This window comes from Longimicrobium sp. (genome assembly GCF_036554565.1).
In the GTDB taxonomy this organism is placed as follows: Bacteria; Gemmatimonadota; Gemmatimonadetes; order Longimicrobiales; family Longimicrobiaceae; genus Longimicrobium.
In genome coordinates this window covers 1-23,119 of record NZ_DATBNB010000015.1, presented here as the reverse complement: position 1 = coordinate 23,119, position 23,119 = coordinate 1, and the positions used below count along the sequence as shown (strand labels likewise).

At 68.8% G+C, this 23,119-nt stretch carries 19 protein-coding genes, 1 pseudogene and 1 riboswitch; of the genes and pseudogenes, 19 read left to right on the top strand and 1 reads right to left on the bottom strand.

Features of this window, described 5'->3' with window-relative positions:
- Positions 1–305 precede the first annotated feature (305 nt).
- Complete coding sequence (gene dcd, locus VIB55_RS00555; protein WP_331874708.1) at positions 306–860, bottom strand: dCTP deaminase; 555 nt, start codon at positions 858–860, stop codon at positions 306–308.
- Between the two features lie 257 nt (positions 861–1,117).
- Between dcd and VIB55_RS00550 the strand changes: the two genes are divergently transcribed.
- From VIB55_RS00550 to VIB55_RS00460, 19 genes and pseudogenes are all read left to right on the top strand, one after another.
- Positions 1,118–1,474: an NADH-quinone oxidoreductase subunit A gene (locus tag VIB55_RS00550; protein ID WP_331874707.1), complete on the top strand. Its 357-nt coding sequence runs from the start codon at positions 1,118–1,120 to the stop codon at positions 1,472–1,474.
- A gap of 125 nt (positions 1,475–1,599) precedes the next feature.
- On the top strand, positions 1,600–2,229 hold the full coding sequence (locus VIB55_RS00545; RefSeq protein WP_349262975.1) for an NADH-quinone oxidoreductase subunit NuoB: 630 nt from the start codon (positions 1,600–1,602) through the stop codon (positions 2,227–2,229).
- A 104-nt stretch (positions 2,230–2,333) separates the two neighbouring features.
- A pseudogene (locus tag VIB55_RS25590) lies at positions 2,334–2,783 on the top strand (NADH-quinone oxidoreductase subunit C); the annotation flags it as partial.
- 182 nt (positions 2,784–2,965) lie between these two features.
- Positions 2,966–4,255: an NADH dehydrogenase (quinone) subunit D gene (gene nuoD, locus VIB55_RS00535; RefSeq protein WP_331874704.1), complete on the top strand. Its 1,290-nt coding sequence runs from the start codon at positions 2,966–2,968 to the stop codon at positions 4,253–4,255.
- Entirely contained in the window at positions 4,252–4,941 is a 690-nt protein-coding gene (locus VIB55_RS00530) for an NAD(P)H-dependent oxidoreductase subunit E (RefSeq protein WP_331874703.1), read from the top strand. The genes nuoD and VIB55_RS00530 overlap by 4 nt, the downstream gene beginning before the upstream one ends.
- Before the next feature lie 7 nt (positions 4,942–4,948).
- Positions 4,949–6,247: an NADH-quinone oxidoreductase subunit NuoF gene (nuoF, locus tag VIB55_RS00525; protein WP_331874702.1), complete on the top strand. Its 1,299-nt coding sequence runs from the start codon at positions 4,949–4,951 to the stop codon at positions 6,245–6,247.
- 35 nt (positions 6,248–6,282) lie between these two features.
- The gene (locus tag VIB55_RS00520; RefSeq protein ID WP_331874701.1) at positions 6,283–7,899 is read left to right on the top strand and encodes a 2Fe-2S iron-sulfur cluster-binding protein; all 1,617 of its coding nucleotides are present in this window, start codon (positions 6,283–6,285) and stop codon (positions 7,897–7,899) included.
- Positions 7,900–8,003: 104 nt separating this feature from the next.
- Entirely contained in the window at positions 8,004–9,359 is a 1,356-nt protein-coding gene (nuoH, locus tag VIB55_RS00515) for an NADH-quinone oxidoreductase subunit NuoH (RefSeq protein WP_331874700.1), read from the top strand.
- Between the two features lie 33 nt (positions 9,360–9,392).
- Positions 9,393–9,881, top strand: a complete 489-nt coding sequence (locus VIB55_RS00510) for an NADH-quinone oxidoreductase subunit I (RefSeq protein WP_331874699.1) — start codon at positions 9,393–9,395, stop codon at positions 9,879–9,881.
- Between the two features lie 457 nt (positions 9,882–10,338).
- Positions 10,339–10,863 carry an NADH-quinone oxidoreductase subunit J gene (locus VIB55_RS00505; protein ID WP_331874698.1) on the top strand — a complete coding sequence of 175 codons (525 nt, stop codon included), beginning with the start codon at positions 10,339–10,341 and terminating at the stop codon, positions 10,861–10,863.
- 7 nt (positions 10,864–10,870) lie between these two features.
- On the top strand, positions 10,871–11,176 hold the full coding sequence (gene nuoK / locus VIB55_RS00500) for an NADH-quinone oxidoreductase subunit NuoK (protein WP_331874697.1): 306 nt from the start codon (positions 10,871–10,873) through the stop codon (positions 11,174–11,176).
- Between the two features lie 5 nt (positions 11,177–11,181).
- Positions 11,182–13,611, top strand: a complete 2,430-nt coding sequence (nuoL, locus tag VIB55_RS00495; protein WP_331874696.1) for an NADH-quinone oxidoreductase subunit L — start codon at positions 11,182–11,184, stop codon at positions 13,609–13,611.
- 13 nt (positions 13,612–13,624) lie between these two features.
- The gene (locus VIB55_RS00490; RefSeq protein WP_331874695.1) at positions 13,625–15,232 is read left to right on the top strand and encodes an NADH-quinone oxidoreductase subunit M; all 1,608 of its coding nucleotides are present in this window, start codon (positions 13,625–13,627) and stop codon (positions 15,230–15,232) included.
- A gap of 19 nt (positions 15,233–15,251) precedes the next feature.
- Entirely contained in the window at positions 15,252–16,838 is a 1,587-nt protein-coding gene (locus VIB55_RS00485) for an NADH-quinone oxidoreductase subunit N (RefSeq protein ID WP_331874694.1), read from the top strand.
- Between the two features lie 127 nt (positions 16,839–16,965).
- The gene (locus VIB55_RS00480) at positions 16,966–18,036 is read left to right on the top strand and encodes an alpha/beta hydrolase (protein WP_331874693.1); all 1,071 of its coding nucleotides are present in this window, start codon (positions 16,966–16,968) and stop codon (positions 18,034–18,036) included.
- Between the two features lie 53 nt (positions 18,037–18,089).
- Positions 18,090–18,428 (top strand): hypothetical protein, encoded by a 339-nt coding sequence (locus tag VIB55_RS00475; protein WP_331874692.1) that lies wholly within the window; start codon positions 18,090–18,092, stop codon positions 18,426–18,428.
- Between the two features lie 283 nt (positions 18,429–18,711).
- Positions 18,712–18,786, top strand: a riboswitch (cyclic di-GMP riboswitch).
- A gap of 54 nt (positions 18,787–18,840) precedes the next feature.
- Positions 18,841–20,508: an Ig-like domain-containing protein gene (locus VIB55_RS00470; RefSeq protein WP_331874691.1), complete on the top strand. Its 1,668-nt coding sequence runs from the start codon at positions 18,841–18,843 to the stop codon at positions 20,506–20,508.
- A gap of 151 nt (positions 20,509–20,659) precedes the next feature.
- Positions 20,660–22,510 carry a M2 family metallopeptidase gene (locus VIB55_RS00465; RefSeq protein WP_331874690.1) on the top strand — a complete coding sequence of 617 codons (1,851 nt, stop codon included), beginning with the start codon at positions 20,660–20,662 and terminating at the stop codon, positions 22,508–22,510.
- 216 nt (positions 22,511–22,726) lie between these two features.
- On the top strand, positions 22,727–23,119 hold a 393-nt coding region (locus VIB55_RS00460; protein WP_331874689.1), incomplete at its 3' end, for a GGDEF domain-containing protein.

Sequence of the window (23,119 nt, the reverse complement as noted above, 5' to 3'; positions counted from 1 at the left end):
GCTGCGACCGCCTCTGCATCCGCGTCGACCGCGGCCTCTGCCTGCGTGACCGCTGCCGCGCCCTGGCTTGTACGTGTCTCCGGCTAGATCCTTCGGCCCGCGAGGTACGGTTTGCGGGCGAGTGCGGTGAGCCTGGGCCTCAGGATGACAGGGTTCGGCGCCTCCTCACGCACTCATGCTCAGGATGACAGGGTTCGGCGCCTGCTCACGCACCAAGGCTCAGGATGCCAGGCTCCGGTGCGCGCACCCCCGCTCGGATGACAGGCTCGGGAGCCCACTCTACATCCCCGCGCAGCGCACCGCCGTTACAGACGCGGGGTCGTGACCCCCACCTGTCCCATGTACTTGCCCTTGCGGTCGGCGTAGCTGACCTCGGGGGGCTCGTCACCCTGGAAGAAGAGCACCTGGGCGATCCCCTCGTTGGCGTAGATCCTGGCCGGCAGCGGCGTGGTGTTGCTGATCTCGAGCGTCACGAATCCCTCCCACTCGGGCTCGAAGGGCGTGACGTTGGTGATGATCCCGCACCGCGCGTACGTCGATTTGCCCACGCACAGCGTGATCACGTCGCGGGGGATGCGGAAGTACTCCACGGACCGGGCCAGCGCGAACGAGTTGGGCGGCACGATGCACACGTCGCCCTCGAAGGGCACGAACGACTTGTCGCTGAACGCCTTGGGATCGACGATGGCGTTGTTGACGTTCGTGAAGATCTTGAACTCGTTCGCCACCCGCATGTCGTAGCCGTAGCTCGACACGCCGTAGCTGATGGTTCCCGCCCGCACCTGCGCGTCCTCGAACGGGTCGATCATCCCGTGCTCGCGGGCCATGCGCCGGATCCACTTGTCGGAGCGTATGCTCATGCGGCGGAACGAAGCTTGAAGGGGTCGGGAAGGCCGCGCACCGGGGGCCGGACGGGGCAGCCCGTGCGGAGCCGGCGATGAGGCACCGGGCAGGGCGAAGTCCGGCGCCCAAGCTACGCCCGCCCGCGGGGGGCGGCAAGGGGCCGAAAAACCCCGTGGGGGCTGGCTTGACCCGGCTGTGACACGGCTGTATCTTGCCGCGGCTCCACCCTAGTGAAACGTTTCACAAACTCCTGTTACAGGACAGGCCCGAAGCGATGCTTCGACCCTACATCCCGGTGCTGATCCTCCTGGCCGTCTCGGTGGCCAACGCCATCTTCATGGTGGTGCTGTCCACCGTGCTCAGCCCGGGAAAGGCCACCAAGAACAAGTCGGCGCCCTACGAAAGCGGCATGGTGCCGCTGGGGGGAACGCGCGAGCGGTTCTCGGTGAAGTTCTACGTCGTGGCGATCCTGTTCATCGTCTTCGACGTGGAAACCGTGTTCCTGCTCCCGTGGGCCGTTTCGGCCCGGGCGCTGGGATGGCACGGGTTCGCCACGGCGATGATCTTCGTGTTCATCCTGACGGTGGGCCTGGTCTACGAATGGAAGAAAGGAGCGCTGGAATGGGACTGAACGACCGCCCGTCCGGCAGCAGTGGCGATATGACGGAGGGCCAGCCGCGCGACCATCGCGGGCTGGCCGTGCACCAGGGGCTGCCCGGAAACGTGCAGCCCGCCACCGAGCACCAGCAGGGCAACCTGTTCGACGGGTCGCCGGGGTTCCTGACGACGCGGGTGGACGCCGTCGTCAACTGGGCGCGCACCAACTCTCTGTGGCCCATGCCCTTCGGCACGGCGTGCTGCGCCATCGAGATGATGGCCACCGCCGCGACGCGGTTCGACCTGGCCCGCTTCGGCATGGAGCGCATGAGCTTCAGCCCGCGCCAAGCCGACCTGCTGATCTGCGCGGGGCGCGTGAGCTACAAGATGGCGCCCGTGCTCAAGAAGATCTGGGAGCAGATGCCCTCGCCCAAGTGGAGCATCAGCATGGGCGCCTGCGCCAGCACGGGCGGCGTGTTCGACGTGTACAGCATGGTGCAGGGCATCGACACCATCATCCCCGTCGACGTGTACGTACCCGGCTGCCCGCCGCGTCCCGAGTCGCTGATCTACGGCATTCTGCTGATCCAGGAAAAGATCCGGAACTCGTCGCCCAGCTCGGAAGACGAGTGGAACGCGGTGGACCAGCTGCCGGAAACGGGGAGCTACCTGCCGCAGGAAACCATCGACCGCATCACGCTGCCGTTCGGCAACAGCACCAACCAGAACCGCGCCAGCGGCCTGGTGAGCACGGGTGCGGTGGTGCGCGTCAGCGACCGCCTGCCCTGACGGACATGGCCAACGGCGAGTTCAAGAAGGGCCTCGAGGGGCTGGACCAGGGCCCCGGCCCCTCCGAGGCCGAGGCGCCCGGAGCGCCCCCGCAGGCCGGCGACCTGCCCCCGCACCCCACCGTCGAGGCGCTGCGCGAGCACTTCGGCGCGGGCGTGCTGCGGCACGAGGTGGTGGCCGGCGACGAGCACATCGTCTACATCCCGCCCGAGCGCAACCTGGAAGTGCTGGGCTGGCTGAAGGACAGCTGCCGGTACGACTTCCTGCAGGACCTGACCGCCGTGGACTACGGCGGCGGCCGGGCCATCCAGGTCGTATACCAGCTGTGGTCGATTCCCACCAAGCTGAACCTCCGCGTGAAGTGCGAGCTTCCGCTGGAGGCGCTGGAAATCGACAGCACCTACTTCCTGTGGCGCGCCGCCGACTGGATGGAGCGCGAGGTGTACGACATGTTCGGCGTGGTGTTCCGCGGGCACCCGGACCTGCGCCGCATTCTCATGCCGTACAACTACGCCGAGGGGCACCCGCTGCGGAAGGACTTTCCGCTGCGCGGGCGCTTCAGCCGCGCCGAGCAGACCCGCCGTGCGCTTTCCATGAAGACCGAAGACCACTATTCGCCGCAGGAGCTGGAGATCGCCCACGTCCTGGGGCAGCCGCTCCCGGACGTGATCGTCGAGGGCGGCCCCGGCGTTCCCAACCAGGGCGAGATGCCCGGCATCGGCATGGGAGCGGGCTGATGGCGCTGCGCAGAGTCGTCTACAACGTCACCCGCAGCCCCGAGCTGGCCTCCGGCGGCAGCCTGGTGCACGCCCCCATCGTTCCCGTGCAGGGCGAAGCCCGCGAGGTGCACGAGGACGTGGCCGGCGAGCACATGCTCATCAACATCGGGCCGCAGCACCCGGCCACGCACGGCGTGCTGCGGCTGGTGCTGGAGCTGGACGGCGAAACGGTGGTGCGCTGCATTCCGCACATCGGCTACCTGCACAGCAGCTTCGAAAAGCTGGGCGAGTACCGCGACTGGAACCAGATCGTCCCGCTGACCGACCGCATGGACTACCTGGCGCCCCTCATCTACAACTGCGCCTACGCCATGGCGGTTGAAAAGATGATGGGGATCCAGGTGACGGAGCGGTGCAAGGTCGTCCGCGTGATGTGCATGGAGCTGGACCGCATCTTCAGCCACCTGCTGTGGCTGGGCACGACGGCCATCGACCTGGGCGCGTTCACCGTCTTCCTGTACACCTTCCAGCAGCGCGAGCTGATCTACGACCTTCACGAGTCGCTGACCGGCGCGCGGATCACCACCTCGTCCACCCGCATCGGGGGGATGATGGCCGACCTGCCGGCCGGGTGGGTGGAGCAGCTGAGCAAGTGGATGGAGGGGTTCATCCCCGTGCTCGACGAGGTGGAGACGCTGCTCACCAACAACGCCATCTGGGTGGGCCGCACCCAGGGCGTGGGCGTCATCTCGGCCGAGGACGCGGTGAACTTCGGGCTCAGCGGCCCCAACCTGCGCGCCAGCGGCGTGGACTACGACGTCCGCAAGGACCGCCCGTACTACGACTACGACCAGTACGACTTCGTGGTGCCGGTGGGCGAGCACGGCGACATCTACGACCGCTACATGTGCCGGATGGAGGAGATGCGGCAGAGCGTGCGCATCCTTCGCCAGGCCATCGAGCGGCTTCCGGGCGGACCCATCAACATCGACGACCCGCGCGTGATCCTGCCGACCAAGACGGCGGCGATGAACGACATGGAGTCGATGATCCACCACTTCAAGGTGGTGATGGAGGGGGTGCGTGCCCCGGTGGGCGAGTCATGGTTCTCCGTCGAGTCGTCCAAGGGCGAGCTGGGGATGTACGTCGTCAGCGACGGCGGCGCCAAGCCCGTCCGCTGGCGCGTGCGCGGGCCCAGCTTCATCAACATCGCCGCCCTGCCGCACATGATTGAGGGGGCGCTTCTTTCCGACGTGATCGCCGTGAACGCGTCGCTCGACATCGTGCTGGGAGAGATCGACCGATGAGCGCCGAGCCGATTCGCGCCGGGAGCGAATACGACCCGACGTCGTGGCCCGCGGCCGTGCAGAACCCCGGTTTCGTGGGCGACACGGGCGAGTTCGCGGGGCTGACGGAAGCCGACGTGCGGGGCACCGCCTTCATCGGGGAGCGCCCGGCGGACGGCGGCCACGCCTCCGTCGCCGGCACCCTGCCGTACCACACGGCGAACAAGGACCCGCAGGCGCCCATCTTCCACGGCCCCTACGAGGACCGGCTGGAGAAGATCCTGAGCCGCTACCCGGACCGCCAGGCGGCGCTGCTTCCGGCGCTCCACCTGGCGCACGAGATCCGCGGGTACCTGTCGCCGGAGACGCAGGACGAGGTGGCCGAGAAGCTCCAGCTTCCGCCGGCGTACGTGCGCGGCGTGGCCACCTTCTACACCATGTACAACCTGGCCCCGGTCGGGAAGTACCTGATCCAGGTGTGCACCAACATCTCGTGCAACCTGTGCGGGGGCGACGCCGTGCTCGAGGCTTTCCTCAAGCACACCGGCACCGAGCTGGGCGAGACCTCGGCCAACGGGCTGTGGACGGTGATCGAGGTGGAGTGCCTGGGTGCCTGCGGGTTCCCGACGGCGGTGCAGATCAACGAGTTCTACTACGAGAACGTGCGGCCCGAGAGCGTGCCCGACGTGCTCGCGCGGCTGACCTGAGGCGGCCATGGCATATCCGTACCGGCACCCGGCCGAGACGCTCGTCATTTCCGAGCACTTCGGCAACCCCGAGGCCCGCACCCTGAAGGGGTGGGAGGCGCTCGGCGGCTACAAGCCCATGCGCACCGCGCTGGGGCTGGACCGCGCCGAGGTGGTGAACATCGTCAAGGCGTCGGGGCTGCGCGGCCGCGGCGGCGCGGGCTTCCCCACGGGGATGAAGTGGAGCTTCATGCCCAAGAAGGAGCCGGGCAAGCCCCACTTCCTGGTCTGCAACGCCGACGAGAGCGAGCCCGGCACCTTCAAGGACCGCGAACTGATGCGGTGGACGCCGCACGCCCTGATCGAGGGGTGCGTGGTGGGCGCCTACGCCATCAACGCCGAGCACGCGTACATCTACGTGCGGGGCGAGTTCTTCGAGGCGGCGCAGATCATGGCCCGGGCCATCGAAGAGGCGTACGCCGCGGGGTACCTGGGCAAGAACGTCATGGGCTCGGGGCACGACATCGACATCACCCTGCACATCGGCGCGGGCGCGTACATCTGCGGCGAAGAGACGGGGCTGCTCAACTCGCTCGAGGGACGCCGCGGCGAGCCCCGGGTGAAGCCGCCGTACCCGGCCATCGCGGGCGCCTTCCGCTACCCGACGGCGGTGAACAACGTGGAGTCGCTGATCGCCGCCGCGCACATCGTGCACAACGGCGCCGACTGGTACAAGCAGTGGGGCACCGAGAAGTCCGTAGGCACCAAACTGTTCTGCGTGTCGGGCCACGTGAAGCGCCCCGGGAACTACGAGGTGCCCCTGGGCTTCAACTTCCGCGAGTTCATCTACGACGTCTGCGGCGGCACGCCCTCGGGCAAGCCCATCAAGGCGGTGATCCCCGGCGGCTCGTCGGTGCCCATTCTGACGGCGGACGAGCTGGACATCGGCATGGACTACGAGTCGATGGCTGCCGCCGGCACCATGCTGGGGTGCGGATCGGTGATCGTGATGGATTCCGGCACCAACGTGGTCAAGCAGGTCCGCCGCATGGTGGACTTCTACGCCCACGAAAGCTGCGGCCAGTGCACGCCCTGCCGTGAAGGTACGGCGTGGGCGAGCAAGATTTTGAAGCGCGTGGAGCGCGGCCGCGGCACTCCCGACGACCTCGACACGCTGCTGGACATTTCCGACAAGATGTCGGGGAAGACCATCTGCGTGCTGTCGGACGCAGCCGCCGCGCCCATCGTGTCGTCCATCCAGAAGTTCCGCGACGACTACCTGGCGCTGATGGACGCCGGGCAGCTCGCCGGGGCCGGCGGGCGATGACCGCCGGCCACGACTGAACGAAAGAGAAGCCGGCGATGGCCGAACCGACCCCGACGCCTGAGACCGTTTCCGTCACCGTAGACGGAATGACGCTGGACGTGCCCAAGGGCACGCGCCTGCTGGACGCGTGCGCCCAGGCGGGCGTGGACGTCCCCCACTACTGCTACCACCCCGGCATGTCGGCCCCGGCCCAGTGCCGCATGTGCCTGGTCGAGGTGGAAAAGTCGCCCAAGCTGGTCCCCGCGTGCGTGGGCTCGGTGACGGACGGCATGGTGGTGCACACCCAGAGCGAGAACGCCCTCAAGGCGCGCGAAGGCGTGCTGGAGTTCTACCTGGTCAACCACCCGCTGGACTGCCCGGTGTGCGACCAGTCGGGCGAGTGCAAGCTGCAGGACTACGTTTCGGCCGAGGGGCCCGCCATGGGCCGCTCGCGCGAGCCCAAGCGGGTGCTGGGGCGCGACGACTTCGGCGGCGACGTGCTCTTCTACGCCGACCGCTGCGTGATGTGCACGCGCTGCGTGCGCTTCATGCGCGAGGTCGCCCAGGACGAGCGGCTGACGGTGGTGCAGCGCGGCCACCGCGCCGTGATCGACACCTTCTACGACGAGGGGCTCACCGGGAACATCTGGGCCGACAACATCGTCGACATCTGCCCCGTGGGCGCGCTGGTCAGCAAGGACTTCCTCCACAAGGCGCGCGCCTGGGACCTGGACCGGGTTCCCTCGGTCTGCCCCAACTGCAGCATGGGGTGCAACATTCGGCTGGAGACGCGCGACGACCAGGTGATGCGCCTGAAGCCGCGCCCCAACCCCGAGGTGAACGCGCACTGGATGTGCGACTTCGGGCGGCTGAACTACAACTGGATGAACCGCGTGGACCGCATCGAGGCGCCGCTCGTGCGCGACGCCTCGGGCCGCCATGTCCCCATGTCCTGGGCCGATACGCTGACCCGCCTGGCCGACGCCCTGCGCCGCGCCGCGGGCGGTGCGCGGGCCGTCGTCTCGCCGTTCGAGGCGAACGAGGGGATGGGCGCGCTGCGTCGGGTGATGGAGGCCGTGGGCGGCGGCGAGGGCGTGTTCCGCTGCGAGCAGGGCGAGGAAGTGGTCCTCCCCGGCTTCCCGGAGCTGGCGCTGCGCCGCGACCGCGCCGCCAACGCGGTGGGCGCCGAATTGTTCGGCTTCGCGCGGACGGGCGGGGCGGACGGCAAGGGCGGGCTCGAGTCGCTGGCCGCGCACACGGGCGTCCTCTTCGTCCTGGGCGACGAGCTGGGCGACGCGCCGGCGGACTTCGGCGCCAACGCGTCGCTCTTCGTCTACGTGGGCCAGCACCTGGGCCCCGCGGCGCGCAACGCCCACTTCGTGCTGCCGGCGACCACGTTCGCCGAGATGGAAGGGACGTTCACGAACATCCAGCGCCGCGTGCAGCGCTTCTGGCCCGCGGTGCGGTCGCCGGGAATGGCGCGCCCGGCGTGGCAGATCCTGGGCGTGCTGCTGGCGGGGATCAGCGAGGCGGGAGCGCCGGGAACGGCGGCCGACGCGTTCGCCACGCTCGGCGCCGTCCGTCCCGAGTTCGGCCAGCTGGCCTGGGCGGACCTGGGCGCCAGCGGGGCGGTGCTTCCCGGCGTGCGCGAGCTGCAGGAGACGGGCGACTGATTCCGCGGATCGCGCGGGCGATCTGATCGAGCAGGGCGGGGGACCGGCACGCAGGCCGGCCCCGGACGAACGCGGGCCCAACGGACCGAACGCGAATGCAAGCAGTGCAGACGATCTCGAACCTTCACCAGCCGTCCGACGCGGCGTTCCTGGTGTGGTCGATGATCAAGGTGATCGCGGCCTTCAGCGTGGTCATGGTGGTGGTGGCCATGCTGACGCTGATGGAGCGCAAGGTGAGCGCCTGGATGCAGGACCGCCTGGGCCCCAATCGCGTGGGTCCCGGCGGCCTGGGGCAGCCCCTGGCCGACGGCATCAAGAACATCCTGAAGGAAGAGACGAACCCCGCGGAGGCCAACCGGGTGTTCTTTACGCTGGCGCCCATGCTGTCCATCATCCCGGCGCTGGTGACCTTCGCGGTAATCCCCTTCGCGGCGCCGCTCCCCACGCGCTGGGGGGTGATCCCCATGATCGTGGCCGACCTGCCGGTGGGGATCCTGTTCCTGCTGGCGTTCAGCTCGCTGGGCGTGTACGGGATCGTGCTCGCGGGGTGGGCCAGCAGCAACAAGTACGCGCTGCTGGGCGGGCTGCGGGCGGGCGCGCAGATGATCAGCTACGAGATCGCGCTCGGCCTGTCGCTGATGTCGCTGTTCTTCGTGGTCGGCAACGTGGGCCTTCCCGAGATCGTGTACAAGCAGCAGCAGATGAACCTGTGGTTCGCGCTGCCGTTCTCGGTGTCGTTCTTCTTCTTCTGGATCAGCTGCTTCGCCGAGACCAACCGCCTCCCCTTCGACCTTCCCGAGGCGGAGAGCGAGCTGGTGACCGGCTACCACACCGAGTACAGCGCGATGAAGTTCAGCATGTTCTTCATCGCCGAGTACGCGCACGTGCTGACGGTGTCGGCGCTGATGGCAACGCTGTTCCTGGGCGGGTGGGACATCCCCGGCTACGGCGGCGACGACATGCTGGGCTTCGTGGGCACCGGCGACGCGGCGGTGTGGGTGGGCGCGCAGCCGGCCATCTGGAAGACCATCGTGAGCTTCGGCTTCTTCGCGGCGAAGACCTTCTTCTTCATCCTCATCTTCATGCTGGTGCGCTGGACGGTTCCGCGCTTCCGGTACGACCAGGTGATGGACCTGGGGTGGAAGATCATGCTTCCCGCCGCGCTGGTGGCCGTCGTGGTGACGGGCGCCACGGTGCTGGGGCTGGACAGCGCGGGCGAGCCGTTCGTGCGCGTGGGGCCCGACGGCACGCGCGGGGCCATCACCCTGTTCGGCGGGCTGGTCCTGACGGCGGTGAACGGGGTGATGCTCTTCATCGTGATGTGGCTGATGGACCGGGGCCGCGTGCTGTCCGGCACGGGTTCGATGGACGAAAAGCGGATTCACGCGCAGCACCTGGCGCGGCGGCGGGCGGAGCAGATGCGCCAGCGGCTGACGACGCCCGGCTCTGCCGTCAGATAGAGGCACGGAACTATGGCGGCCACGGTTCAGGTCATGAAGCGCCCGGTGCGGAAGTCTTCGTACATCCGCGCCACGCTTTCGGGGATGGCGCTCACCTTCCGGCACCTGGTGCAGTCGGCGGGCGACCGGTCGGAAAAGACCATCCAGTATCCCGACGAGAAGAAGCAGCTGAGCCCGCGGTGGCGGGGAACGCACGTGATGGAGACGCACGACGACGGGCGTCCCAAGTGCGTGGCGTGCGGCCTGTGCCCCACCATCTGCCCGGCCAACTGCATCAAGCTGGTGCCGGGCGAGGACGACCAGGGCAACCGCTACCCGATCGTCTACGAGATCGACGAGTTCCGCTGCATCTTCTGCGGGATGTGCCAGGAGGTGTGCCCGGTGGAGGCAATCCACGTGGGCAACCACTACGAGGCGGGCGAGTACACGCGCGACAACTTCGTGTACGACCTGGACCGCCTGATGAAGCAGACGCACCCCAGCACGCTGCTGTGGGACCCGGCGGACCCGGCGGGGGAGTAAGGCTCGCTGCGCTCGCAGTGCGAAAGTGCGAAAGTGCGAAAGTAACGGCGGTAGCTTGCTGAGGCCCGGGCTGTAAGCGGTCTCGACAGGCTTCGTCGAATCGCGCGAAGGCAGAGGGTGCAGTCCGCGAAGGCGGACTTCGTGAATTTCCAGCCGCGGTTTCAACCGCCGCTGGAGGGGGACCGCGCCGCATTCTGTCGACGCGCACCGATGCTCGAGGGGCGTGCGCCGGGTTTGTCGAGGCGCACCCATGCAGAGGAAGCAGTCCGCGAAGGCGGACTTTGGGCCGTTGTTGCCGCGGTTTCAACCGCCCCTGCAGGCGGACGGCGCCTGGTCCTGCCGAGGCGCACGGTAATCGGGGTGGGACCGCGCCTGCTTCTGTCGAGGCGCACCGATTCTGTTGGATGGATGATGTTGTTCGGGGCCCCCGGATGAGGGTGCACAACGTGGATACCAGATGCTGACCCAGATCCTGTTCTTCTTCTTCGCGGCCTGCGCCATCGGCTCGGCCGTGATGGTGATCTCGCGGAAGAACCCCGTGTCGAGCGCCCTGTGGCTGATCGGCACCTTCTTCTCGCTGGCCGCCATCTACACCCTGCTGGGCGCCTTCTTCATCGGCATCGTCCAGATCCTGGTGTACGCCGGCGCCATCATGGTGCTGTTCCTCTTCGTGATCATGCTGCTGAACCTGGGCAACGACTACGAGGTGGACATCCGCGGCACCGGGTGGAAGATCATGGCGGGGGGCGCCGCGCTGGTGATGATCGCGCTGCTGGGCCGCATGTTCACCGGCCTTCCGCCCACGGGCGTGGGCGCCGACGTGGGGCACGCCGCCCTGGCCGCGCAGACGGCCGAGCGCGGCACCGTGGGGCTGATCGGCATTCCCATGTACCAGGAGTACGTCGTTCCGCTCCAGGCCACGGCCATGCTGCTGCTGATCGCGGTGGTGGGCGCGGTGGCGCTGGCCAAGAGAAAGATCTGAGGAGCACGTGGAGCACGTTCCGCTGCAGTACTCGCTGGCGCTCAGCGCCATCCTGTTCTCCATCGGCGTCGCGGGGGTGGTCATCCGCCGCAACGCGATCGTCCTGTTCATCTGCATCGAGCTCATGCTCAACGCCGTGAACCTGGCCTTCGTGTCGCTTTCGCCGTACGCCGGGGTGCAGGGGCAGGTGTTCGTCTTCTTCGTGATCGCCGTCGCCGCCGCCGAAGCCGCGGTGGGGCTGGCCATCATCATCTCGGTCTTCCGCCACAGCGAGTCGGTGGACATCAAGAACTTCAGCCTGCTACGGTGGTAGGGGTGATGCTCCTCCTTCAAGCCGCCGAAGCGGCGCACGGCGCGCCGGCCGCCGCCGCCGCGCACGGCGCCGAAGCGGCCTCGCACGGCGCCACGTTCCACCCGGTGCTGCCCTGGCTGATCCTGGCCCTGCCGCTGCTGGGCTTTCTGGTCAACGGCCTGATCGCGCTGTACGCCGCGCGCAAGGCGCTGCCCGCCGTTCCCCCCGTGGGCGACCCGTACTGGGACACGCACGGGCACGACGCGCACCACGCCCACGCCGCCGCCCCGGCCCTGGCGCACGCCCACGCGGCCGCGCCCAGCGAGCAGGAGCACCTGGACAGCGGCCTGCGTCCCAATCCGGCGGACCATGCGGACGACCATGCGCATCACGCCCATGCGCACGACGCGCACGGCCATGATGCGCATGGTCATGATGCGCACGACGACCACGGGCACCACGGCCCCAAGCCGTGGACGCACGTCGCGCCGTCGTTCATCGCGCCGGGCGTGCTGCTGGCCGCGTTCGCCATCGCCGTGCTCAACTGGATGAACATGCGCGGGGCGGGGACGTTCGAAGACATCAAGGGCTGGGAGTGGATGCCCGTCGGCGATCTGCAGGTTGGGTTCGACCTGCTGCTGGACCCGCTCTCGATGGTGATGACGCTGATCATCACCGGCGTGGGCTCGCTGATCCACATCTTCTCCATCGGCTACATGAAGGAGGACCCCGGGTACCCGCGCTTCATGGCGTACCTGAACCTCTTCATCTTCTTCATGCTGATCCTGGTCCTGGGATCGTCCTATCCGCTGATGTTCGTGGGCTGGGAGGGCGTGGGCCTGTGCAGCTACCTGCTGATCGGCTTCTGGTTCAAGGAAAAGGCGAACGCCGACGCGGGGAAGAAGGCGTTCATCGTCAACCGCATCGGCGACTTCGGGTTCCTGATCGCCATGTTCCTGCTGTTCGTGAACGTGGGCACGCTCACGTTCAGCGAGGTGATGCAGCGGGCGCCGTCGGAGCTGGAGTTCGGCGGGGCGGTGGCGACGGCGATCGCGCTCTTCTTCTTCCTGGGCGCCGCGGGCAAGAGCGCGCAGCTGCCGCTGTACGTGTGGCTCCCCGACGCCATGGCCGGCCCCACGCCGGTCTCGGCGCTGATCCATGCGGCGACGATGGTGACGGCCGGCGTGTACCTGGTCGTCCGCTCGTCGGTGATCTTCACCATGGCGCCCCGGGCCTCGCTGGTTGTGGCCGTCGTGGGCACGCTGACGGCACTGTTCGCGGCGACCATCGGCCTGAAGCAGTGGGACATCAAGAAGGTGCTGGCGTATTCCACCGTGTCGCAGCTGGGCTTCATGTTCGCCGCGGTGGGGATGGGCGCGTACACGGCGGGCGTGTTCCACCTGATGACCCACGCCTTCTTCAAGGCCTGCCTCTTCCTGGGCTCGGGCGCGGTGATCCACGCCATGCACGGCGCTTTCCACGCCACGCACAACCCGGCCGACGCGCAGGACATGCGCAACATGGGCGGGCTGAAGCGGCACCTGCCGATCACGTTCGCCACGATGGGCATCGCCACGCTGGCCATCGCCGGTGTGCCGCCGTTCGCCGGCTTCTTCTCCAAGGACGAGATCATCGGCGCGGCCTGGCTGGGCGCGGACGGCGCCAACCCGCTCGCGGCGGGAATGAGCCAAATCGGGATGGATCCGACGCCCTGGATGTGGGCCATCGGCGTCATCCTGACCCTGACGGCGTTCATTACGGCCTTCTACATGGGCCGGATGATGATCTACACCTTCTTCGGCCGGTTCCGCGGGACGGACACGGAGCGCAGCCACCTGCACGAGGGAAACTGGACGCTGACGCTGCCGCTGATCGTGCTGGCGCTCCTGTCGACCGTTGGCGGCCTGCTGAACGTCGAGAAGCAGGTGTTTGACCACGTGCCGGTGATTGGCCCGATGTTCAACGCCATGGCCATCGGTGGCGATGCGACGCTGCATCATTGGATTCACCCGGTGATCGCCGGTTCGGAGACGGTGATGCGCGAGAACGCGCCGAACGCGGCGGAGCCGCACCACGCCGCGTGGCCGATCTTCCTGGCCATCGCAATCGGCCTGGGCGGGCTGGCGCTGGCCTGGGCACTGGTGAGCAAGCGCAACGACCGCGTGCGGACGGCGGACGTGGAGCCGGCGTACGAGGGCGGGCTGCAGAAGGCGCTCTACAACAAGTGGTACGTGGACGAGTTCTACGACCGCACGGTGGTGAAGCCGGTGAACTTCCTGTCGCGCCTGCAGTGGGGCTTCGACCGAGGCATCGACGGCATGGTCGACGGGTTCGGCCGCATGGCGCAGGCGCTGGGGCTGTGGATGGGCCGGGCCCAGACCGGATACGTGAACACCTACGCGTTCGTGCTGATCGTGGGTGTGCTGGTGGTGCTGGGCAGCTTCATGGCCCTTTGACGCGCAGACGGAAATGGAATCGATCTACCAGAGCCACTGGATCCTCACCTTCCTGATCCTGTTCCCCGTGCTGGGCGCGCTGGCCGCGTACCTGGCGGGCGAGCGGAACGCGCGGATGGTCGCGCTGGGGGCGGGGATCCTGGAGTTCGTCGCCTCGGTGCCGCTGTTCTTCAGCTTCAACCCGGCCGGCCGCTGCACCTTCAAGGGCTCGGGCGGGCTGCTGGGGCCGGGTATGCGCGAGGAGGTGATCCCCCTGATGCAGAACTGCGCCAACGCGGCGTGGTTCCCGGACTGGGGCATCCGCTACCAGATCGGAATGGACGGCATTAGCCTGTTCATGGTGCTGCTGACCACGCTGCTGCTGCCGCTGATGGTGCTGGGCTCGTGGACGTACATCCGCGAGCGCCAGCGCACCTTCTACCCCGCGCTGCTCACGCTGACGTCGGGCGTGGTGGGCGTGTTCGTGGCCCTGGACATGTTCCTGTTCTACATGTTCTGGGAGATGATGCTGATCCCCATGTACTTCCTGATCGGCGTGTGGGGCGGCAAGGAGCGGGTGTACGCGGCGGTGAAGTTCTTTCTGTACACCACCATCGGCTCGCTGCTGATGCTGGTGGCCATCCTGTACCTGTGGTGGCGGGCGCAGGCCGGCGGCGCGCCGCCCAGCTTCAGCTACTACGCGTTCCTGCCGGTGCGCACCACCGAGGCCGAGCAGTTCCTGCTGTTCCTGGCCTTCGCGCTGGCGTTCGCCATCAAGGTGCCGGTGTTCCCGTTCCACACCTGGCTGCCGCACGCCCACGTGCAGGCGCCCACGGCGGGTTCGGTGATCCTGGCGGGCGTGCTGCTGAAGATGGGCACCTACGGCTTCATCCGCTTCGGCGTGACGCTGTTCCCCGACGCGGCCACGGACCCGCGCACCGTCTTCTGGGCGATGGTGCTGGGGGTGGTGGGCATCATCTACACGGCGATGGTGGCGGCGGTGCAGCCCAACGCCAAGAAGCTGGTGGCGTACACCTCGGTGGCGCACCTGGGCTTCGTGATCCTGGGCATCTTCGCGTTCAACCTGCAGGGGCTGCAGGGCGCGCTGCTGGTGATGATCGGCCACGGCCTGTCCACGCCCATGCTCTTCTTCCTTCTGGGCATGCTGTACGAGCGGCGCCACAGCTACGAGATCGAGGACTTCGGCGGGCTGGCGGCCACCGTGCCGCTGCTGGCTGTGATGCTGGTGTTCGCGGCGATGGCCTCCATCGGGCTGCCGGGGACGGCCGGGTTCTTCTCGGAGTTCCTGGTGCTGCTGGGCACCTTCCGCAGCGCGCCGTGGATGGCGCTGATCGCCAGCACCGGCGTGATCTTCGCCGCGTACTACATGCTGCCGATGGTGCAGCGCATCCTCTTCAACCCGCTCGACAAGCCGGCCAACCGCCGTCTGCCGGACCTGAACCTGCGCGAGATGGCGATCCTGGTGCCGCTGGTGGCGCTGATCCTGTGGCTGGGCTTCTATCCCAAGCCCGTCCTCGACCGCATGCAGCCCGCGGCGCAGATGATCCTGGACATGAGCGAGCGGTCGACCGTGGTGGAGCCCTTCGGCTTCGCCGCCCTCGACGCTGAACCGAACCGCTGACCCGCGCCCGAGCCGATTGATGGAACTGAACCTGGCCAACCAGGGCCACTACTTCTGGGCGCTGCTGCCGGAAATCGTCCTTTCGCTCTGCGCGATGGCGGTGCTGCTGGTGGACGTGTTCCAGAAGGGCAACCGCTCCGAGCCCTCCAGCCGCGCCATTCCCTGGCTGTCCATCGGCAGCCTGGTGCTCACGGCCATCGCCAACATCGCGCTGTACCGGATGAGGCACCAGGCCGGCTCGGAGGCCGGGATGGTGGCGCTGGACTCGTTCCGGGTGATCGTGAACTTCATCTGCCTGCTGGCGGCCGGGATGGCGCTGCTGCTGTCGATGGGGTACCTGGACCGGCGGGGGATCAACCGCGGCGAGTTCCACGCGCTGATCCTGTTCGCCACGCTGGGGATGATGCTGATGGCCGGCGCCACCGACCTGCTGATGGTGTTCATCGGCCTGGAGGTGATGTCGGTGGCCATCTACGTGCTGGTGGGCTTCGACCGCCTGGACGCGCGCTCCACCGAGGGCTCGCTGAAGTACTTCCTGCTGGGCGCCTTCACCAGCGCGTTCTTCCTGTACGGCATCGCGCTGACCTTTGGCGCCACGGGGACCACGAACATCGCGCGGATGAACCAGCTGCTCATCTCCGGCAACCGCGACGAGCCCATGCTGATGGCGGGGATGGCGCTGCTGCTGGTGGGCTTCGGGTTCAAGGTGGCGGCCATGCCCTTCCACATGTGGACCCCCGACGCCTACGACGGCGCGCCCACGCCGGTGACGGCGCTGATGGCCACCGGGGTGAAGGCGGCCGCGTTCGCGGCGTTCATCCGCGTGTTCCTGGTGGGCTTCGCCGGCGGGTACGAGCACTGGGCCATCCCCATCTTCTTCATCGCCATGCTCACCATGGTCGGGGGCAACCTGATCGCGGCCACGCAGGGCTCGGTGAAGCGCATGCTGGCGTATTCGTCCATCGCCCACGCGGGGTACCTGCTGGCGGCGCTGCTGGCCATCAACTCCGGCGGGCCGGGCGCCTTCCTCTTCTACCTGCTGGTGTACACGCTGATGACGGCGGGCGCCTTCGGGGTGGTGATCGCCAACGCGCGCGGCGCCGACGAGCGGGTGACGCTGGAGGATTATTCCGGGCTGGCGCACCAGAAGCCGCTGCTGGCGGCGGTGTTCTCCATCTTCCTGCTGTCGCTGGCGGGCTTTCCGCTGACGGCGGGGTTCCTGGGCAAGCTGTACATCCTGCGCGCGCTGGTGTCGGCCCCGCAGAACCTGACGCCGCTGGCGGTGGTGCTGGTGCTGGCGTCGCTGGTTTCGTACTTCTACTACCTGCGCGTGATCGTGGTGATGTACATGCGCCCCGCGCGCGGCGCCGACGAGCACGCGCACGCGCGGCTGCCTCGTCCGGCCATGGCGGGCGTAGTGGCCGCGGCGGCGCTGATCGTGCTGCTGTTCTTCACCGCCGGCGCGCAGGTGTTTCCCGGCGGGATGACGGCCGCCGGGGTGCGGCAGCGCTGGGGGATCCTGGACCTGGCCGACCGCGGCTGGCAGTCGCTGAACGCGCCCCGCGACGCGGTGGCGGCGTCCGCGGCGGCGGCGCCGGCGCCCTGACGCGACCGGCGCCGGGCCACCGAAGAAGAACTGCAGGGGCCCGGCGGAGTCGCCGGGCCTTGGCGTTTGCACGGGGTTTGCACGGGGGGCGGGAAGGGCTGGCGGGGAGCGAACGCGAGAGGAGCGGATGGCCGTGAACGAGGGCCCCAAGACGGGCCGCGAGGGGCGCCCGGAAGAGCGCCAGGACGAAGCGAAGGGCACGCCGCTGCTGGGGAGCACGCGGCGCAAGGCGGCCGCCGGGCTGGGCGCGGCGGCGCTGGGCGCGTACGCGGTGTACCTGCTGGGCGCCCGCAAGGCGCGCCGCAAGCCGGTGACGGAGCTGCCCAACGCGCTGGGGCTGCCCCTGGAGTACGTGTCGTGGGGCGACGTGTTCTACGCCTACTACCAGCGCGAGGGCACGGGCCGGCCCGTGGTGTTCCTGCATTCCATCAACGCGGTGGCGTCGGCGCACGAGATGCGGCCCATGGTGCGCGCGTTCGCCCGCTACACCGACCGGCCGCTGTTCGCGCTGGAGTGGGTGGGCTTCGGGCACAGCGACCGGCCGGAGATCGCCTACGAGCCGGGGCTGATGGAAGACCAGCTGGAGCACTTCCTGGAGCGCGTCGTCAAACCCGCGGGCGGGGCCGACGTGGTGGCCCTTTCGCTGGGCGCCGCGTATGCGGCCGAGGTGGCGCGGCGCCGGCCGGACCTGGTGCACGCCCTGGTGGCGCTGGAGCCCTCGGGGCTGGGCAAGAACCCGGGCGCCCTGCCGCGCATCTGGTCGCGCCTGCTGTTCACCCTTCCCGGGGTGCAGCGCGCGTTCTACGACCGGCTGACGACGCCCGAGTCGCTGTACCAGTTCGCGGCCGACAACCTGTTCACCCCCGAGTTCGGCGTGCCGGAGGAGTTCGTGGACTTCGCCGCCGAGACCTCGCGGATGGAGGGGGCCGCCCTGCCGCTGGACGACTTCCTGAGCGGGCGGATGTTCCCGCGCGACTCCGCCGACGCCTTCCGCCGGCTGCGGCAGCCGCTGCTGGTGATCCACGGCACGGTGGAGAACCGCCGGCAGGAGAACTACGACCGCCTTCCCGAGCTGGACGGCCGCCCCAACGTGACCGTCGTGGGCCTTCCCACGGGCGGGCTTCCGCACTGGGAGCGCGCGCTGGAGGTGTGGGAGCGGGTCCGCGACTTCCTGGACGCGGCGGGCCCCCGCGCCTGAGCGCGGGCCGCCGCGCCATCGATCTTTTTCCGAGTTCCTACGGAGACGCCACCATGCCGATGTCTGAGTTCCGCCGTTTGCCCCTCACGTTCGCCGCCGCGTTGCTCCTGGCCGCGTGCGGAAGGGGTGGCGACAAGGCGGCGGGAGGGCCGGCGAAGATGGATACCACCAACAAGGAGTGGGAAGACGGGCTGTCGTCGCAGCAGGTGCAGACCGAGGCCAAGGCGCTTTCTCCCGAAGAGGCGGCGCGGATGGGGATGGCCGTCGACACCACCATCCACCTGGAGGCGCTGGACGCACGCGACTCGGCGCTCGTGGAGCGGGGCCGGGTGAGCGCGCCTGCCCTCGGCGACACCGCCAGCGTCCCCGTGCGCGTGGACAGCACGCCCTGAAGCTTTCCGCCGCGGGGCAGGCGTGAACGCAGAGAGCCGAAACGCTCTCTGCGTTTTCTTTTGTCCAACGATGAGCGCGTGGTCCGCGTCGAGCCGAGGCTGCGTCCGCCATGCCGGCGACGGGGCGTCAGCGGGACCGGTGGGATGCAGAGACGTTCCGGCCCAAAACGCGCTTCAGGATTGGCGGCCGCCGGGCCAAGCCCTGCTTCTGCAACACCTTTGCGTATCAATACACTTGCGTTTAGGAAAATCAAGCCTACTTTATAGCTCGCCAAACACCACCTCGCCGAAAACGCACCCCGGCCGCGAGGCCGGTCCGCAAAGCCACAGGTCTCTCCGAGACAGCTGGGCTACCGAAGAAGGGCGTCGCCGGCCCGCCGCGCCGGCAAATCCGTTCGCCCCCCTCCCGCTCATGACCGACACCCCCGTATTCCGGCTCGCAACGAGCTGGCAGACCCGCGTGGCATTTGCCGCGCTCGCGCTTCTTGGCGCCGCGTGCGCCGACCTGGAGAACCCGGCTGCCCCGACCGGCGTGGCGGCGGCTTCCATCTCCGACGCCGCGCACGGCGGCACCCCCGGCTTCTTCTGGCTGCCGCCGATGGCCCGGAACCCCGGCGCGCCCGGGACGTTCGATGCCGGGCTCGACCCCACCGTGACCATCTGCGCGTGGTCGGGCACCGCCTGCACCTCTCCCGTCGCCGAGTACACGCGGGCAGGGGGCACCGGCGGCGAGGCGGTGAAGGTTTCCGACTCGCACTACCACGTCAACTGGCACACCCGCCAGTTCTCCCTGAGCGAGGCGCAGGTGTACCGCGTTCGCGTGCGCGTGGGACCGGTGGAGCTGGGCCACGCCGACGTGCGCGTGGTGGCGAACGGTTCGGCGGCGCGCGGCGTGGACGGCAGCCGGTACGTGGCCGTGGTGAACGGGCAGACGCTGGCCGTGAAGTTCCGCATCGAGTCGGGGATCCCGGGGGCCGTGATCGTCACACCGGGGACCGCGACGGTGCTGCCGGGCGAAACCCAGCAGTTCACCGCGGCCGTCACCGACCTGCACGGCAACGTCATCGCCGGCGCGCCGGTCACCTGGTCGTCCACCATCGCCAGCGTGGGCACCGTGGACGCGAACGGCATGGCGACGGGGAGCCAGACGGGCTTCACGTCCATCACCGCGACGATCGGGTCCATCACCGGCAGCGCCGCGCTGATCGTGGACGAGCCGATCCACCGCTGGCACCTGATGGAGCCCGCCCACGACCAGGGCAACTGGGCGGTGTGGGGCACGTCGGTGAACAACGTCTACGCGGCCAACTGGACGAGCGTGCTGCACTTCGACGGGGTGGAGTGGAGCAACGTCGACACCGTGCAGTGGCATGGCACGCTCGACATCTACGGCACCGCGGCCGACGACATCTACGCCGTGGGCCAGGCCGGGCGCATCCTGCACTTCGACGGGCAGGTGTGGCGCCAGGAGCAGTGGGACGGCCAGAGCGTCTACCCCCTGGCCCTGGGCAACTGGTACACGCCGTCGCCCAACATCTACCTCTGGGGCGTGTGGGCCGCCGGGCCAAACGACTGGTTCGTGGTGGGCGACCGGGGAACCATCCTGCGCGGCAAGGCGGGGAACTGGACGCCGATGAACTCCGGCGTCACCACGCTCCTTCGCCGCGTGTGGGGCACCTCGGCCACCGACGTGTACGCCACGGGCGACGGCGGCGTGCTGCTTCACTTCGACGGCACCGCGTGGTCACAGGTGACGCTGCCGGAGAGCGTGGACATGTGGGGCGTGTGGGGCTCGTCCGCCACCGACGTGTACGTGGTGGGCGCCGGCGGCAGGGTGTTCCACTACGATGGCGCGTCGTGGAGCCTGATCCAGCTGCCCACCGGGAACTTCCTGTACGCCGCGTGGGGAACGTCGGCCAGCAACGTGTACGTCGGCGGGTCCGGCGGCACCATCTACAGGTGGAACGGCGCCCGGTGGATCATGGAGGAGGCGCCGGCCCAGCAGGTGTTCGACTTCTGGGGCCCCACGGGCACCGACGTGTTCGCGGCGCTCAGCGGCTGGTCGATCCTGCGCCGCTGACGTCACTCTTCCGGGATGACGAGAGGGCCGGCCCCGCACGCGCGGGGCCGGCCTTTTCGCATTCCGCCGCCCCTTGTGGAACCTCGCCCCGTGTGGCACTGTACCCACCGTTCCACGAGTGAAGATACGCATCTCCCAAGGACGTAACTGCATGCAACACAACTTGTTCGCCCGTCTGGGCGCGGTGGTGCTGGCGGGTGGCGCGGCCGCCTGCGCCGGGACGGCCGTTCCCCCGGCGGGAGCGCCCGCCGCGGCGGCTCCGGCCTCGGCCGCGGCCACGCCCGAGCAGGCCGCTGCCTTCATCGCGGAGAGCGAGGCCGAGCTTCGCGAGCTGTCGCTGCGCTCCAACCAGGCGGGGTGGGTGGCCGCCACCTACATCACCAGCGACACCGAGGCGCTTTCGGCCGAGGCGCAGAAGAACCTGAACGTGGCCATCCAGCGCCGGGCGCTGGCCGCGCGGCGCTTTGACGACGTGCAGCTTCCGGCCGCGCAGCGCCGCAAGCTGAACCTGCTGAAGCTGGCCCTGGTCGCGCCGCCGCCCGGGAACCCCGAGGAGGCGTCGGAGCTTACCCGGCTGACGGTGGGGATGGAGGCCGACTACGGGCGCGGGCAGTACTGCCGCCCAGGGGGCACGTGCCTGGACATCGGCGCGGCGTCGCGCATCATGGCCACCAGCCGCAACCCGCAGGAGCTGCGCGACGTGTGGGCGGGATGGCACGCGGTGGGCGTGCCCATGCGCCAGCGCTACTCGCGCTTCGTGGAGCTTTCCAACAAGGGTGCGCGCGAGCTGGGGCACCCCAACACCGGCGCCATGTGGCGCGCGGGCTACGACATGCAGCCCGACCAGTTCGAGGCCGAGGTTGAGCGCCTCTGGCAGCAGGTGCGCCCGCTATATGAGTCGCTTCACGCCTACGTCCGCACGCGGCTGGTGGAGCAGTACGGTGCGCAGGTGGTGCCGGCGAACGGGATGATTCCCGCGCACCTGCTGGGGAACATGTGGGCCCAGGAGTGGGGGAACATCTACCCGCTGGTGGCGCCCCGGAACGCGGCGGGCGCCGGCTTCGACCTGACGGAGCTCATCCGCCGCAAGGGGCTGGACGCCCGCGGCATGACGCAGTACGGCGAGCGGTTCTTCACCTCGCTGGGCTTCGACTCGCTGCCGGCGACCTTCTGGGAGCGGTCGATGCTCACGCAGCCGCGCGACCGCGAGGCCGTGTGCCATGCGTCCGCGTGGAACGTGAACGACGAGGACGACGTGCGCATCAAGATGTGCATCGAGCCCACGGGCGAGGACTTCGTCACCATCCACCACGAGCTGGGCCACAACTTCTACCAGCGCGCCTACCGCGTGCAGCCGCAGCTGTTCCGCAACGGTGCGCACGACGGCTTTCACGAGGCCATTGGCGACGCCATCGCGCTTTCCATCACCCCCGCGTACCTGAAGCAGGTGGGGCTGCTGGACCAGGTGCCCGCTCCCGCGGCCGACACGGCGCTGCTGCTGCGCCAGGCCATGGACAAGGTGGCGTTCCTGCCCTTCGGCCTGATGGTGGACAAGTGGCGGTGGGGCGTGTTCTCGGGGCAGATCACCCCCGCCAACTACAACGCGGCGTGGTGGGAGCTGCGCAACCGATACCAGGGCGTGTCGGCGCCGGTGGCTCGCTCCGAGGCGGACTTCGACCCGGGCGCCAAGTACCACATTCCGGCCAACACGCCGTACATGCGGTACTTCCTGGCGCGCATCCTCCAGTTCCAGTTCTACCGCTCGCTCTGCCGGGAGTCGGGGCATACGGGACCGCTGTACCGGTGCTCGTTCTACGGCAGCGAGCAGGCGGGCGCCAAGCTGGCGCGCATGCTGGAGGCCGGACAGAGCCAGCCGTGGCAGGAAACGCTGTTCGTCATGACCGGCGAGCGGCAGATGGACGCGGGCGCGATGATCGAGTACTTCGCGCCGCTCAAGGAGTGGCTGGACCGCCAGAACGCGGGCAAGCCCGTCGGCTGGTAGACGGATCGGGGTCTCGCACGGGAGGGCACGGAGGTCGCGGAGGAGGTCGTTCCGCGGCCTCCGTGCTTTTTCGCGTGAGGCGATGCGCATCGGATGAAGCGTGGCGGGAGATATTGCTTGCCTCCCCGCCCTCATGGAAGCAACATTTGATGCAGTCGCGTCCGCCTCGCGCGTGACCCGGCCGCCGTCCCTTTCCATCGTCCCCAGCTGCGCTTCATGATCCTCTCGCGCCTGCTCGACCGCTTCGGTACCCTGATGACGGGGATCATCGTCGTCGTAGCCTCCATCGCGGCGTCCGTGGCGGCGACGGCGGTGATGATGGTGCTGTGGTTCGGGGGGATGAACGCGACGGCGATGGCGCTGTCGGTCCTGGTGCCGGCGTTGTGCGCGCCGCTGTTCGTGACGCTGGAACTGCGGCTGGTGGTGCAGCTTCGTGTCGCGCGGGAAGAGATGCGGCGGCTGTCGATCGTCGACCCGCTGAGCGGCGCGTACAACCGCCGCCACCTGGTGGCCCTCGTGGAGCAACAGGTGCAGCGCGCGCTTCGCTACAGCGAGCCGTTCTCGGTGGTGATGCTGGACGTCGACCGCTTCAAGCAGGTGAACGACCGG